At 69.7% G+C, this 14,366-nt stretch carries 13 protein-coding genes; 9 read left to right on the top strand and 4 right to left on the bottom strand.

The window, feature by feature from the left end; genetic code table 11:
• Nucleotides 1–11: 11 nt before the first annotated feature.
• Together ABH927_RS16005 and ABH927_RS16000 are read right to left on the bottom strand one after the other, a co-directional pair.
• Complete coding sequence (locus ABH927_RS16005; protein WP_370022218.1) at nucleotides 12–233, bottom strand: DUF397 domain-containing protein; 222 nt, start codon at nucleotides 231–233, stop codon at nucleotides 12–14.
• The gene (locus tag ABH927_RS16000) at nucleotides 230–1,081 is read right to left on the bottom strand and encodes a helix-turn-helix transcriptional regulator (RefSeq protein ID WP_370022216.1); all 852 of its coding nucleotides are present in this window, start codon (nucleotides 1,079–1,081) and stop codon (nucleotides 230–232) included. Before ABH927_RS16000 ends, ABH927_RS16005 begins: the two co-directional genes overlap by 4 nt.
• Before the next feature lie 143 nt (nucleotides 1,082–1,224).
• Here ABH927_RS16000 and ABH927_RS15995 point away from each other — a divergent pair, with 143 nt between their 5' ends.
• Nucleotides 1,225–1,668, top strand: coding sequence for a hypothetical protein (locus tag ABH927_RS15995; protein ID WP_370022214.1), 444 nt, complete (start codon nucleotides 1,225–1,227; stop codon nucleotides 1,666–1,668).
• A 225-nt stretch (nucleotides 1,669–1,893) separates the two neighbouring features.
• On the opposite strand, the gene ABH927_RS15990 is transcribed toward ABH927_RS15995, so the two are convergent.
• Nucleotides 1,894–2,019 carry a hypothetical protein gene (locus ABH927_RS15990; protein ID WP_370022213.1) on the bottom strand — a complete coding sequence of 42 codons (126 nt, stop codon included), beginning with the start codon at nucleotides 2,017–2,019 and terminating at the stop codon, nucleotides 1,894–1,896.
• A 119-nt stretch (nucleotides 2,020–2,138) separates the two neighbouring features.
• On the opposite strand from ABH927_RS15990, the gene ABH927_RS15985 reads away from it, so the two are divergent.
• From ABH927_RS15985 to ABH927_RS15970, 4 genes are all read left to right on the top strand, one after another.
• A complete protein-coding gene (locus ABH927_RS15985) occupies nucleotides 2,139–3,578 on the top strand; it encodes an MFS transporter (RefSeq protein WP_370022211.1) in 1,440 nt (479 codons plus the stop codon).
• A 382-nt stretch (nucleotides 3,579–3,960) separates the two neighbouring features.
• Nucleotides 3,961–6,096 (top strand): carbohydrate-binding protein, encoded by a 2,136-nt coding sequence (locus tag ABH927_RS15980; protein ID WP_370022209.1) that lies wholly within the window; start codon nucleotides 3,961–3,963, stop codon nucleotides 6,094–6,096.
• A gap of 169 nt (nucleotides 6,097–6,265) precedes the next feature.
• Entirely contained in the window at nucleotides 6,266–6,757 is a 492-nt protein-coding gene (locus tag ABH927_RS15975; RefSeq protein WP_370022207.1) for a PH domain-containing protein, read from the top strand.
• Nucleotides 6,754–8,637, top strand: a complete 1,884-nt coding sequence (locus tag ABH927_RS15970; RefSeq protein ID WP_370022205.1) for a PH domain-containing protein — start codon at nucleotides 6,754–6,756, stop codon at nucleotides 8,635–8,637. The genes ABH927_RS15975 and ABH927_RS15970 overlap by 4 nt, the downstream gene beginning before the upstream one ends.
• A gap of 144 nt (nucleotides 8,638–8,781) precedes the next feature.
• Here ABH927_RS15970 and ABH927_RS15965 read toward each other — a convergent pair whose 3' ends face one another.
• Nucleotides 8,782–9,843, bottom strand: a complete 1,062-nt coding sequence (locus ABH927_RS15965) for a Gfo/Idh/MocA family protein (protein ID WP_370022203.1) — start codon at nucleotides 9,841–9,843, stop codon at nucleotides 8,782–8,784.
• A 137-nt stretch (nucleotides 9,844–9,980) separates the two neighbouring features.
• Between ABH927_RS15965 and speB the strand changes: the two genes are divergently transcribed.
• From speB to mreC, 4 genes are all read left to right on the top strand, one after another.
• Entirely contained in the window at nucleotides 9,981–10,994 is a 1,014-nt protein-coding gene (gene speB, locus ABH927_RS15960; protein ID WP_370022201.1) for an agmatinase, read from the top strand.
• Nucleotides 10,995–11,126: 132 nt separating this feature from the next.
• Nucleotides 11,127–12,167 (top strand): hypothetical protein, encoded by a 1,041-nt coding sequence (locus ABH927_RS15955; RefSeq protein ID WP_370022200.1) that lies wholly within the window; start codon nucleotides 11,127–11,129, stop codon nucleotides 12,165–12,167.
• A 188-nt stretch (nucleotides 12,168–12,355) separates the two neighbouring features.
• Nucleotides 12,356–13,387, top strand: coding sequence for a rod shape-determining protein (locus tag ABH927_RS15950; protein WP_370022198.1), 1,032 nt, complete (start codon nucleotides 12,356–12,358; stop codon nucleotides 13,385–13,387).
• The gene (mreC, locus tag ABH927_RS15945) at nucleotides 13,384–14,238 is read left to right on the top strand and encodes a rod shape-determining protein MreC (protein WP_370022196.1); all 855 of its coding nucleotides are present in this window, start codon (nucleotides 13,384–13,386) and stop codon (nucleotides 14,236–14,238) included. The genes ABH927_RS15950 and mreC overlap by 4 nt, the downstream gene beginning before the upstream one ends.
• The last annotated feature ends 128 nt before the right edge of the window (nucleotides 14,239–14,366 follow it).

The following is a 14,366-nucleotide window of genomic DNA, read 5'->3' as shown; positions in this document are numbered from 1 at the left end:
AACGGAAGGCGTCAGGACAGGTCGAACTCGCCGCCCTTGACGCCGTCGAGGAACGCGTCCCACTCACTGGTGGTGAACATCAGCTTGGGACCCTCCGGGTCCTTCGAGTCGCGCACGGCGATGCCGTGGCGGAGGTGGGCGACCTCGACACACTGGTTGCCCACGGTGTTGGAGCGGGTCGCCTTGCGCCAGATGGCGCCGGCCAAATCGTCCGCTGCTTCGATGTCCTTCATCGTCCTGCCATCTCCTTCTCGACCGATTCGATCTTCTCCAGGGAACTCTCCGGGCCGAGCGCGGCGGCACGAAGATGATCGAAGACCTGGACATAGCCCCTGACCTGCTCCGAGCCCTCCAAATAGAGCTCGCCGCCCATGTTCTCCAGGAAGACCACGTCGGGATCCTCAGGATCGGGAAAGGTGAGGATCGCCAGCGGGTTGCCCATGCCGAGATAGGCGCCCGATTCGAACGGAAGCACCTGGATGGTGACGTTCGGCTGCCGGGCGACCTCCCCCAGCCTGCGCAACTGCTCTGCCATGACGGCCGGCCCTCCCACGGGCCGCCGGAGGGCGGCCTCGTCCATGACGACCCAGAGATCAACGGCCTCGGGCCCGGTGAGGCGGCGCTGCCGCTCCATCCGGACCGTGATCCGCCGCTCGATCTCCGCCGGGTCCTTCACCAGCGCGGCGCCGACCACAGCGCGGGCGTAGGCCTCGGTTTCGAGCAGGCCGGGCACCAGCAGCGGCTCGTAGTTGCGGACCGAGGAGGCCTCCGCCTCCAGCCCGACATACGGCCCCGGGAGAACGTCCCCGAAGGCGTGCCACCAGCCACGACGGGCGGCCTCCCGAGCGAGCTCGAGCAGGGCCGTCCGTTCGGATCCGCCGACTCCGTAGAGATCGAGCAGATCCCGCATGGTCCGGCCCTGGGGCCGGGTGTGTCCGGTCTCGATCCGGTACACCGTGGAATTCGCCACGCCCAAGCGGAGCGCCACATCCTCGCGGGTGAACCCCGCCTCACCGCGCAGGCGCATCAGCTCACCGGAGAGCCGGCGAAGCCGGACCGCTGGGCTGCGTCCTACCCGCATGAGACGACATCTCCCTAGAAAGGAACTTTGCAATAGTGCATCCGCAGTATTGCGTGGCCGAATTCCTAAGTGCAGGATGAATGCAGTCTGACACGGACCTCGATTTGGCATCGGCGGGCGGGTACACAGGGAGTTATCACAGGATGACAATTCTCAACCTCCCAGGGAGAACCGCGATCTCACGGCCCTTCTCCGGGGATCCGTCACAGGCGGGCGCGGCCCGGCGCTTCGTCGCCGGCTGCCTGGGAGAGAGCCATCCCTGCCGAGACGACGCCGTGCAGCTCATCGGCGAGCTCATCGCGGAGTTCCTCCGGCACTCCGCCGTCTGCGGAGGCCGGGCACACCACGCGGTGGCGGTCCAGGCCGGGCCGGGAGTCGCCCGCGCGACGCTCGTGACCCAGGCCTGCGGGTGCTGGACCTCGCCCGACCTGACGCCCGGCCGGGGCGTCCACTTCGTCAGCCTCTTCACCGATCGCTGGGGCGTCTCCGCGAGCCGGGCCGGCGTCTCGGTCTGGTTCGAGCTGGGGCAGCCGACCGTACCGGGCTCCGTCAAGGAGGGCATGCTCAAGACAGACCTCCGGCATTAGCCCCACCTGGCACGTGATCATGCACACAGTCCTCGGCGCCCTGTCCGACGTGCGGCTTCGCCAAGCGTGATCATGCACAGAGTCCTCGGCGTGCCGAACGACCTCCGGCTTCCCCGTACATGATCACGCACAGAGTCCTCGGCGCCCCGCCTGACGTGCGGCTCCGCCGTACGTGATCAAGCACTGCGTCCCGAGATGCATGATCACGCACGACCGCGCGCCAGGTCAGACGACCTCGCGCGGAACTTGTGCTTGATCACGATCCGCGTATGTCCCGGCAGTGCGCCCCGGCGGGAGCCTGTGCATGATCACCACGGTGAGCACGGTGACCACGGTGACCATGATCACCATGATGACCACGGTCAAAGGGGGGCAATGGGCTGTCCGGGGGACCGCATGCCCGCGAACATGCGCGATTCTCTTCTCGAATGCGGGGTAGTCGGCGCCATAGCTTGCGAGAAGGGGTTGATATGGCGCAAATAAGCACCGACATTCCAGCCCGGCTCGACCGCCTGCCCTGGGCCCGCTGGCACTGGCTCATCCTGGCCGGTTTGGGCACGGTGTGGATCCTCGACGGGCTCGAGGTCACCATCGTCGGAGTCATCAGCCCCCGGCTCACGGAGCCGAGCAGCGGTCTCGGGCTGACCAGCAGCCAGATCGGGCTGGCCGGCGGCGCCTACGTCGCGGGCGCCTGTCTCGGCGCCCTCTTCTTCGGCCATCTGACCGACCGGTTCGGGCGGAAGAAGCTGTTCCTCGTCACCTTGGCCGTGTATCTCGCCGCCACTGTGGCCACCGCGTTCTCCACCGAGGCGTGGTACTTCTTCCTGTGCCGGTTCTTCACCGGCGCCGGCATCGGCGGGGAATACGCCGCGATCAACTCGGCGATCGACGAGCTGATCCCCGCGCGCGTGCGCGGCACGGTGGACCTGGTGGTCAACGGGTCGTTCTGGCTCGGCACGGCCTTCGGAGCCGTGGTCGCCATCCCGATGCTCAACCCCGACGTGGTGTCCGTGGATCTCGGCTGGCGGCTGCTGTTCGGGCTCGGCGCGATCCTGGGAGTCGGCATCCTGCTGATCAGGCGGCTGGTGCCGGAAAGCCCCCGCTGGCTGTTCATCCACGGCCGCGAACGAGAGGCCGAGGAGATCGTCCGGGGCATCGAGGCGGCGGTGCGCGAGGAGAGCGGCGCGGCGCTCGACCCGCCGGGCAGTGAGATCACGATCACCCAGCGCCGCCACACCCCGCTGACCGAGGTGGCCGCCACCCTGCTGCGCCGCTATCCGAAGCGGACCGTCGTCGGCCTGTCCCTCTTCATCGGTCAGGCGTTCCTCTACAACTCGATCTTCTTCACGTACGCCCTGGTCCTCTCGACCTTCTTCAAGGTGCCCGACGACAGCACGCCCTGGTATCTGATCCCGATCGCCGTCGGGAACTTCCTCGGCCCGGTGCTGCTGGGCAGGTTCTTCGACTCGGTGGGCCGCCGCGCGCTGATCTCGGGCTGCTACATCCTGTCCGGGCTTCTCCTGATCGGTACGGCGATGCTGTTCAACAGCGGCGTGCTGTCGGCGGCCACGCTGACGGCCTGCTGGATGGTCGTGTTCTTCTTCGCGTCCGCCGGGGCGAGCTCGGCCTACCTCACGGTCTCGGAGATCTTCCCGATGGAGACCCGGGCGCTGGCGATCGCGCTGTTCTACGCGGTCGGCACGGGGCTCGGCGGCATCATCGGGCCGGTCCTGTTCGGCCGCCTGGTGGAGAGCGAGTCTGTCGGCAACGTCGTCCTGGGCTACATCATCGGCGCGGGGCTGATGATCGCGGCGGGCGCGGTCGAGTGGTTCATGGGAGTCGAGGCGGCCCGCCGCTCACTTGAGGACATCGCCGAGCCGCTGAGCGCCCACGAGCCGCAGGTCGCCTGACCGGTCTCCGGCTCGGCGCCGGCTCGGAACCCGCCCAGCACAAGCGGAGAGCCGGCCGAGGACGGGCTGAGAGCCGGCCGAGCACGGGCTCAGATCTGGCCGACAGTCCGCTCAGCGCCCTCCGCCACGGGGGCGCTGAGCGGTGTCTTGGAGAGATTGGACCTCTCCTCAAGTTAATGTCCTTTACGATAGCGGCGGCGTCGTCCGAGGTCAGGCCCACACCGGGTGGATGCTCCCTTGCCCCATGGAATCCCACACATACCAACAGCGGGATCCGCCCGAAAAAGCCAAAGTGCAACAGATATTGACGCCACCAAACATCGGAGCTTTCATGGGTTACGCGTACTAGGGGGCGGACCGTACAACCCAGGAGGACCGAGGTTTGAGGCGAAAGTTATTAACGGTGCTGGCGGCGGCCGCCATCGGCATCTCAAGCGCGACGGTCACGGTGGCGACCGCCCCCGGCGCGTCGGCATCGGACAACGGGCTTTCCATCCGGCCCGCCATGGGATGGAGCAGTTGGAGCTTCGTCCGGCGGTGGCCCACCGAGGCCAAGATCAAGGCCCAGGCCGACGCGATGGTCAGCAGCGGCCTGATCAACCACGGCTTCGTCTACGTCAACGTGGACGACTTCTACCAGAAGTGTGACGCCAACGGCTTCATGGTTGACTCGTTCGGCCGCTGGCAGATCGACAGCACCAAGTTCCCGAGCGGCGTCAAGGCGCTGGCCGACTACGTCCACTCCAAGGGCCTGAAGTTCGGCTGGTACGTGACCCCCGGCATCGCGAAGAACGCGGTCACGGCCAACACCCCGATCGAGGGCACGTCGTACCACGCGAAGGACATCGCGGACACCTCGCAGTTGGAGAAGAACTACAACTGCAAGAACATGTACTACATCAACTACAGCAAGCCCGGCGCGCAGGAGTTCATCAACTCGTGGGCCAAGCAGATGGCCTCCTGGGGCGTCGACTACCTGAAGATCGACGGCGTGCACGCCGGGGACATCCCCGACGTCCAGGCGTGGGACAAGGCCCTCCGGGCCACCGGCCGCCCGATCAACTACGCGCTGTCCAACAACCTGCCGATCGCCAACGCCACGACCTGGAAGCAGCTCGCCAACAGCTGGCGCACCCAGGGTGACGTCGAGTGCTACTGCGGCCCCGGCCCGAACGGCAGCGGCTACCCGCTGACCGACTGGAACCACGTCTTCACCCGGTTCGCCTCGGCCGCCTCCTGGCAGCCCTACGCCGGCCCCGGCGGGTGGAACGACCTCGACTCGCTGCAGCTCGGCAACGGAGACCAGGTCGGCATCAACGCCGACCAGCGCAGGACCATGTTCACCCTGTGGGCGATGGCGGGCGCGCCGCTGCTGCTGGGCACTGACCTGACCGCGCTCAACGCCACCGACATGGCGATGCTCACCAACGACCGGCTCATCGCGGTCGACCAGGACGGCGTGGCGGCCTCGCGGATCGTCAACAGCGGCGCCAACCAGGTGTGGCGCAAGCGTGAGGCGAACGGCGACTACATCGTGGCGCTGTTCAACACCGGCACGTCCGGCAACTCGACCGTGAGCGTGACCTGGTCGCAGGTCGGCTTCAGCGGTTCGGCCGATGTCACCAACCTCTGGTCGGGTGCGAGCGAGGGCACGATCAGCACCTCCTACAGCGCGACGCTGCGTCCGGGCGAGGCGCGGCTCATCCGGGTGAAGCCGGGCGGCGGGACCAACCCCGACCCGAACCGCTACGAGGCGGAGAGCGCGACGATCTCCCAGGGAGTCGTGGAGTCCAACCACCTCAACTACTCGGGCACCGGGTTCGTCAACGGTGACAACATCGCCGGCGCCTACACGGAGTTCACCTTCACCGCGCCGAGCGCCGGAACGGCCAACCTCACCCTGCGGTACGCCAACGGCACCACCGCCGACCGGCCCGCCGACATCGCGGTGAACGGCACCGTCGTGTCGGCCAACCGGTCCTTCCCGGTGACGACCAACTGGGACACCTGGGCGAACTCGTCCTTCACCGCGCCGGTGAACGCCGGCACCAACACGCTGCGGGTGACCTCCACGACAGCGGGCGGCAACCCCAACCTCGACTACCTGGACCTCGGCACGATCACCGGGGGCGGCGGCGGTAGCACCGCCTACCAGGCGGAGGACGCCACCATCTCCCAGGGCACGGTCGCGAACAACCACCTCGGGTTCACCGGGACGGGCTTCGTCGACTACACCAACATCACCGGGAGCTACATCGAGTTCACCGTCAACGCCGCCGCGGCCGGGCCCGCGTCGCTCACGCTCCGGTACGCCAACGGCACCGCGGTGGACCGCCCGATGGACATCACGGTGAACGGCACCTCGATCGGCAGCCGGTCCTACCCCGCCACGGCGAACTGGGACACCTGGGCTGACGACACCCTCACGGTCAACCTGAACGCGGGCGCCAACACCATCCGCGCCACGGCGACCACCGCGAACGGCGGCCCCAACCTCGACAAGATCACTGTGGGCTGAGTTCCAATTCCTGTACGGCCCGCGTCTCCGGGGGCGCGGGCCGTACCCATGTCCGGCGGTCTGAGTCCTCGGCCTGGTCCCGCTGGACGGCCGGTATGACATTCGTCCTGAAAAGCTGGGGATCCAGCACACTGCCGGGGCACTTCCCGAATCATGCAAAGTTAGAGGCGTGGAAACCACGACCCTCCGCCCTCCTCGGCACCGCGTCAGCCGTACAGCGATCTGGTACTGGACCGCGCGGGCCGCTCTGGGCTGGCTGATCCTCATCGCCGCCCAGGTCGTCTGGCTGGTCGTCAGCGGCGATCAGGTGGCCGCGCACGTCACCGGCCTCGCAGTCACGGCGGCCGCCGCCCTCGCCCATCTCGCCGTCATGCCCCAGTGGCGCTACCGCGTCCACCGGTGGGAGACCACGCCGTCCGCCGTCTACACGCAGTCGGGCTGGTTCAAGCAGGAGTGGCGCATCGCGCCCATCTCCCGCATCCAGACCGTGGACAGCGAGCGCGGACCGCTGGAGCAGCTTTTCGGACTGGCCAACGTCACCGTCACGACCGCGTCCGCCGCGGGACCGCTGCGCGTCAGCGGCCTCGACCGAGGTACGGCTCAGCGCCTCGTCGAAGAGCTGACCGCCAACGCCCAGGCGACAGCCGGTGATGCCACATGACCAGCCCCGGCACGAACGCCGGCACGAACGCCGACACGAACGCCGACACGAACGCCGACACGAACGCCGACGTGGACGCTGCCATGGACACGGACATGAACGCGGACATGAACGCGGACATGAACGCGGACATGAACGCGGACATGAACGCGGCCACGGACACGCTGGTGGCCCCGTGGCGGCGCCTCAGTCCTCGAATGCTGGTGATCCACCCGTTCCAGGAGGTCGTGCGGGCCGCTCCCGCGCTGATCGGCCTGGTGGCCGCCGGGTCGAGCAAGGGCGGCGGGGGCCATCTGTGGAGCCTCGCGGCCGTCGCCGTCACGGTCGCCCTCGGCACGCTGCGCTGGTTCACCACCACCTACCGCATCACGCCCGACCACGTGCAGGTGAAGAAGGGCCTGCTGCGGAGGAAGGTGCTGACCGTTCCGCGGGACCGAGTCCGCACGGTGGACGTCACCTCCCACGTGCTGCACCGCCTGCTCGGCCTCGCGAGGGTCGAGGTCGGCACCGGGCGGTCCGACAGGAAGGGCGGCGGCGAGCTCAAGCTCGACGCGCTCAACGCCGCGGACGCGGCCCGCCTGCGCGTGGAACTCCTCCATCGGGCGAGCCGTACGGCTGCCGGGCCCGCCGCGTCCACACAGGCACAGGCACACCCGTCCACACTGGCGGTCGCGTCCGCGGCGGCGCAGGGGGAGGCTCCGGAAGCGCCTTCGATGCCGGGGCCGCCGGTCTCCTCGGGCGCCGCGCCGGAGCCGGACGGGAGCGAGACGGAGCTGGCCAAGTTGCGGCCCGGGTGGATCCGGTTCGGGCCCTTCACGCTGTCGGGGCTCATCACCGTAGGTGTGATCGCCGGTTTCGTCTCGCGGGTGACCTCCGAGGGCAACGTGGACCTCGGCGAGATCGGGCCGGTCCGCTCCGGATGGGACTGGTTCAGCGCCCTCTCCCTGCCGCTCGCGATCGCGACGGTCGTGCTGGTGCTCGCCGTCTTCGTCGGGGTCGCCTCGACGATCGGCTACGTCCTGACCTTCTGGGGCTTCCGGCTGACGCGGCACACCGGAGGGACGCTGCACATCACGCGCGGCCTCATCACCACGAGAGCCACCACCATCGAGGAGCGGCGGCTGCGCGGCATCGAGGTGAGCGAGCCACTGCTGCTGCGGGCCGTACGGGGAGCCCGGCTCATCGCGGTCGCCACCGGCCTCCGCGTCGGCCAGGGCGCGCAGCGCGGCGGCTCGATGCTGCTCCCTCCCGCCCCTCGCGCCGAAGCAGAGGCCGTAGCAGTACGCGTGCTCGACAGTGCTCATCGACGCGCATATGTGAGTGCTCATCCAGCCGACCATCGAGACGCCGTCCGGGAGACGCCGGATGTCCGGGGGGTGGGAGAGGTCTCGCCCGTCACCGCGCCGCTGATCGCGCACTCGGCGGCGGCCCTGCGCCGCCGGTTCACCCGGGCTCTCGGCGTGAACGCCCTCGTGGTGGCGGTCCTGCTCGCGCTCTGGGCCTGGGCGGACCTGCCGTCGTGGACATGGGTGACGGCCCTGGCGCTGCTGCCGGTCACGGCGATGGTGGCGGCCGATCGCTACCGCAGTCTCGGGCACGCCCTCGTATCGGGTTACCTGGTGACCCGCTGGGGCTCCCTCGTCCGCAGGCGGGTCGCCCTGGAGTGCGACGGGATCATCGGCTGGAACGTCGAGCGGTCGTTCTTCCAGCGCCGTGCCCATCTGGTCACCCTGACGGCGACCACCGCGGCCGGCCGCCAGGGATACCAGGTGCAGGACATCGAGCAGGGCCAGGCGCTCAAGCTGGCGGCGGACGGCTCCCCCGGCCTGCTCGACCCGTTCCTCTCAACCGGCACGGACCCCGATCTGCTCACCGCCTGAGCCGCCCTCGTCTGGCACCCGCACACGGCCAGTGTGCGCCCATCGGCTCCTGACGAGCCTCGCCGGGAACCGCGCCTGACGACCGCCGTGAGCTGACGGGCCGTGAGCTGACCGCCCGCGCCGCGTCGGACAGGTTGGACGCCGTCAGGCCTGGCGGAGGCGGCGGATGGCCAGGTCGAGCAGGCGCATGACGGCCAGGGTGTCGTCCAGCGGCATGATGGGGCTCTCGGTCTCCCCCGCCTCGACGGCCCGCCGCACTTCGCGGGCCTGGGCCGCGAAGGCGACCTCCCGGTCCGGGATCTCGTGGACCCGCGGCTCGGCCCCGTCGACCGTCAGCACGAACCGGGTGGGTGCGAAGAACAGCTCGTCGACGTCGATCCGCCCGGTCGTGCCGATGACGGAGGCGGTGGTCGGCAGCGGGCTCACGAGCGAGGTCTCCAGCAGCGCCCGGCGGCCTCCGGGCCAGCCGAGCAGCAGGGCCGCCTCGGCGTCGACGCCGCTCTCGGCCAGGCGCCCGTGCACGGCCACATCCTCGGCGGCGGGCTCTCCGAGGAGCAGGTGCGCGAAGCTGACGGGATAGACGCCCAGGTCGAGCAGGGCGCCGCCGCCCAGCGCCGGGTCCCAGAGGCGATGATGCGTGTCGTACGGCAAAGCGAACCCGAACGACGCGTTCACGGAGCGAAGGTCGCCGATCTCCCCGTCCGCCACCAGGCCGGCGATCTGGGCGATCAGCGGGTTGAAGCGCATCCACATGGCTTCCATGAGGAAGACGCCCTTGTCCCGTGCCAGCCGTACCATCCGCTCGGCCTCGGCCAGGTCGGCGGTGAGCGGCTTCTCGCACAGGACCGCGCGGCCGGCGGCGATGGCGAGCTCGACGACTTCCAGGTGCTGCGCCTGAGGGGTCGTCACGTAGATGGCGTCGATGTCGGGATCGCCGGCCAGCTCGGCGTAGGAGCCGTACGCACGCGGCGCGCCCAGCTCGGCGGCCAGACCGCGTGCACGGTCGAGGTCGCGCGAGCCGACCGCGGCGACGCTCATGCCAGGCTCCCGGGCGATGACATTCCCGACACTGCGCGCGATCCCGCCAGTAGCGGCGATACCCCATCGAAATTCGCTCACGATCGGAGACCATAGCGCTGATCCCCCGCGGCTCCATCCCCGCCGGAGCTCGTCCGGATACCACTTCCGGCCTGTCCCAAATAGCATGACGAAGCCGTTAAATCCCTGATAGGGCCATAGTGCACGCCCGATCCGGGACCGTGACGAGGACCACGACCAGGACCAACGACCAGGACCAACGACCAGGACCACGCGGTCCCGGCGCCGGCGCTGAAGGAGTTCGATTGACCCGCTACGGCCAGATGTTCGGGCCCGACATCACCTTCCTGGGGGTCGACCGCTGCGACCTCGACGACCCGGAGAGCTACGCGGGCGCCGACGTGATCATCCTGGGCGCGCCCTTCGACGGCGGCACGTCCCATCGTCCCGGCGCGCGCTTCGGGCCGAACGCCATCCGCCAGACCTGCTACCTGCCCCACGACGGCTCCCGGCCGAGCCTCGCCCTGCGGGTGGACGCCCTCAAGGACCTGCGGGTGCTGGACGCGGGCGACGTCGAGACCTACTCCGGTGACGTGGAGGGCAGCCTGCGCGCGATCGAGGAGGCGGTGGCCCGCGTCTCGGGCTCCGGAGCCGTCCCCATCGTGCTGGGCGGAGATCACACCGTCGCCCTCCCGGACGCGACCGGCGTGGCCCGCCACCACGGCTTCGGCCGGATCTCCATGCTGCACTTCGACGCCCACGCCGACACGGGACACATCGAGTTCGGCCACCTTTACGGCCACGGCCAGCCGATGCGGCGGCTGATCGAGTCGGGAGCCATCCGCGGCGACCGGTTCCTGCAGATCGGCCTGCGCGGCTACTGGCCCGGTCCGGACATCCTCGACTGGATGGCCGGGAAGGAGATGCGCTCCTACGAGATGACCGAGATCGTGACGAGGGGCCTGGAGGAGTGCCTCACCGAGGCGTACGCCATCGCGCTCGACGACTGCGACGGTGTCTACCTCTCTGTCGACGTCGACGTCTGCGACCCCGGGCACGCGCCCGGCACGGGCACGCCCGAACCCGGCGGCCTGACCGCGCGCCAGTTGCTCGACGCCGTCCGGCGGACCTGCTATGAGCTGCCCGTCGTGGGCGTGGAGATCGTGGAGGTCGCTCCGCCGTACGACCACGCGGACATCACGGCCTACCTGGGCAACCGCGTGGTGCTCGAAGCGCTCTCGGCGATGGCCCGCCGCCGCAGGGACGCCGCCGACGGCACCCGCTGGGATCCCGCCCAGCCACTCCTCGACGGCCGCTGACCCCGGGCGGGTCGCGGCCCACCGCGCCTCGCCCGACGGGTGCGGCGCACCCCGGCCGGGAGCCCAGCGCCGCATGGGTCACGATCCGCATTCGGTACGGCACGCACGTGATGATCTGGTAGGGATTGTCGAGTGACGCGATTAAAGGCCCTGGCGGCCAGGCTTGTGGTGATGCTCGTCGTGGTCGCGATGCTCCCTGCCATGGTGACTGAGGCTCGGGCGGAGGAGGGTGTGCGGGCACTGGGGCCGCGCGCCCCAGTGCCGATGGCGGCGACGGGGCTGCGCGCGCCGGTGCGGGTGCCGGCCGGGGTGACCGCGGGCTACGTCGTCGACCTCGGCACGGGCAAGGTGACCGCCCGCCACCAGGAACACCACCGTTTCCGGTCCGCTTCGGTTGTCAAGATCCTGATCGCGCTCGACTACCTTGAGCGGCACAAGGGGCCGATCCCGAAGAAGGACCTCGGGCTGCTCGTCCCCATGCTGCGCGGCAGCGACGACAACGCGGCCACCGCGCTGTGGCGCCGCGGAGGCCAGGGGCGGATCGTCCAGCGGGTCGCGCGGAAGCTGCGGCTGGCCGACACCGGGCCGCCACCCGCCGCGAAACCGGGGTTCTGGGGCTACACGGCGATCAGCGCGTCGGACATCGCGCTCGTCTACCGCTACCTGCTGGAGCGCGCCGACCCCCGTGTGCGCGACTTCATACTCGGCCAGCTTCGGAAGGCATGGCAGTGCGCCAGTGACGGCTTCGACCAGTATTTCGGCATCCCGCGCGCCGTCCCCCGGCCGTGGGCGGTCAAGCAGGGCTGGTCGGGGTTCGGCGCCGTCCCGCCCGTGAAGTGCGTCAAGGCGAGGACGACCTCGTCGCCGCTTCCCATGTCACCGCCTCTTTCGTCCGCCGTGCCGTACGCGTCATCAGGCGGTGAAAGGGCCGTTGACCACCCTCTGGCCGGTAGCCCGTCGCCGGTCCGCGGCTTGGCGAGCACCGGCTCGGCCACGTCCCCCGCCGCGCCGGATCCGGTTGATTTCAGCCGTCCCGTGCTCCACACTACAGGCGTGATCGGCGACCGGTTGATCATGGTGGTGCTCACCCTCCAGCCGCCGGGCGCGTCCTTCGCCGGCTCGGCCAAGCGGGTCACGAAGCTGGCGAGAGATGTCTACCTCAGCGTTGTCTAGGCGGCGTTCTTCCGGCAGCCTTACTGATGGTCCGTGTTCGCTCAGGATTGCGTGGTCAGCGGCTGATTCATCCCGCACCGCGTTGTCCGGGTTGAGCCGTTCGGGGGCCGGTTTGGTGGCGTTGTTTAGGGGGTGCGGCGCCGGGCAGCGGCCACGCCGTACTCTCCCTTTCTGAAAGCTGGTCGGCGATGGGTTTCGCGTGGGGATTTCTGGGCCGGGACATCGCGGTCGATCTTGGTACGGCGAACACACTGGTGTACGTGCGGAAGAAGGGCATCGTCCTGGACGAGCCTTCCGTGGTGGCGATCAACCTGCACACCGACAAGATCGTCGCGGTCGGTACGGCCGCCAAGGGAATGATCGGGCGGACGCCACCCCACATCGTCACGCTGCGCCCGTTGAAGGACGGTGTGATCGCCGACCTTGACGCCGCCGAGCGCATGTTGCGGCATTTCATCCAGTTGGCCCATAAGAATCGCTACCTTGCCAAGCCGCGTGTCGTCGTGGCCGTGCCGAGCGGCACGACGAGTGTCGAGCAGCGCGCGGTCAAGGAGGCCGCCTACGAGGCCGGGGCCCGCCGCGTGCACATCATCGAGGAGCCGATGGCCGCGGCGATCGGCGCGGGGCTCAACGTCGGCGACGCCACCGGCAACATGGTCGTGGACATCGGCGGCGGCACCACCGAGGTCGCGATCGTCTCGCTGGGCGGCGTGGTCGTGGCCAAGTCGGTCAGGGTCGGCGGCGACGAACTCGACGAGGCCATCGTCAACTACGTGAAGAAGGAGCACTCCCTGCTCCTCGGCGAGCGTACGGCGGAGCAGATCAAGATCACGCTCGGCACCGTGCGCCCCGGCGACGACGACAAGACGCTTCCGATCCGCGGCCGGGACCTGGTGACAGGCCTGCCGAAGACCGCGACGATCTCCCGCGAGGAGGTCAGGGACGCGATCGAGGACCAGGTCCAGACGATCATCGACGCTGTGCAGAGCACGCTCGACCAGTGCCCGGCCGAGCTCGCCGGCGACCTCCTCGACAACGGCATCGTGCTGACCGGCGGCGGCGCCCTGCTCGACGGGCTCGCCGAACGGCTCGGGCAGGCCATCGGCATGCCGATCCACCTGGTCGACCAGCCACTCCAGTCCGTCGCGCTGGGCGCGGGCCGCTGCGTCGAGCGCTTCGAGGACATGCGGGACGTGTTCCTTCCCGAAACCCGCCGATGAGAGCGGCCGGTCGGCGAGCGCCCGCGCTGCTGGTGCTCGTGTCCGTCCTGCTGATCGCGGCCGACCACTGGATCACGCTCACCCCGCTCCGGGCCTTCGGGTCGGCCGTCTACGGCTCGCTGGAGAGCGTCACGTCCTCGGTCACCCGCTGGGCCTCCGACGCCCGGCGGATGGAGACGGTCGAGCGGGAGAACGCCCGGCTCCGGGCCGAGGTCCTGACCGGACGGCGTCCCACCGCGGCCGTGGCCGGAGCCGCCGCGGCGTACCAGGTCGTCTCCGCCCACGCGATCGGCTTCGGCGCGGACCAGACGGTCACCATCGACGTCGGGACCGGCAGCGGAGTGGCCCGCGACATGACCGTGCTGAACGGCGAAGGCCTCGTCGGCCGTGTCGTGCAGGCGGGTCCGTCGACGGCGACCGTGCTGCTGGCCATCGCGCCCTCGTCGTCGGTGGGCGCGCGGCTGGAGACCTCGCGCGAGGTCGGGCTCGTCACGGGCGTCCCTGATCGGGGGCTGCTGCGACTGAGCCTGCTCGACGCCGACGCCGCCGTCCGCGTGGGCGACCGGCTGGTGACGCTCGGGTCGGAGAACATGCGGCCGTTCGTGCCGGACGTCCCCGTCGGCAGCGTGGTCGCTGTGGAAGGGACTCCGGGCGCCCTTACGCGGACGGCTCTCGTCCGGCCCTTCGCCCGCTTCAGCACCCTCGACCTCGTCACCGTGGTTGTCGGCCCGGACCAATCAGGCACGGCCGAGTCGGGCCCAGGCCAATCAGACACGGGCAAGCCGAGCCCAGGCCAATCAGGCACGGGCAAGCCGGGCGCGGGCAAGTCAGAGGGCGGTGCGCCGCGGTGACAGGCGTGAACGACCCCGTGACAACCCACGCGACCGACCCCGCGGGCACCCGCGTGAGCGACTCTGTGACAACCCACGCGACCGACCCCGCGGGCACCCGCGTGAGCGACCCTGTGATCGACCCTGTG

It is taken from the genome of Planotetraspora sp. GP83, assembly GCF_041262585.1.
Taxonomy (GTDB): Bacteria; Actinomycetota; Actinomycetes; order Streptosporangiales; family Streptosporangiaceae; genus JAOEGB01.
Note: the sequence above shows the minus strand (reverse complement) of the source record. Positions and strands in the feature narration are given on the sequence as shown.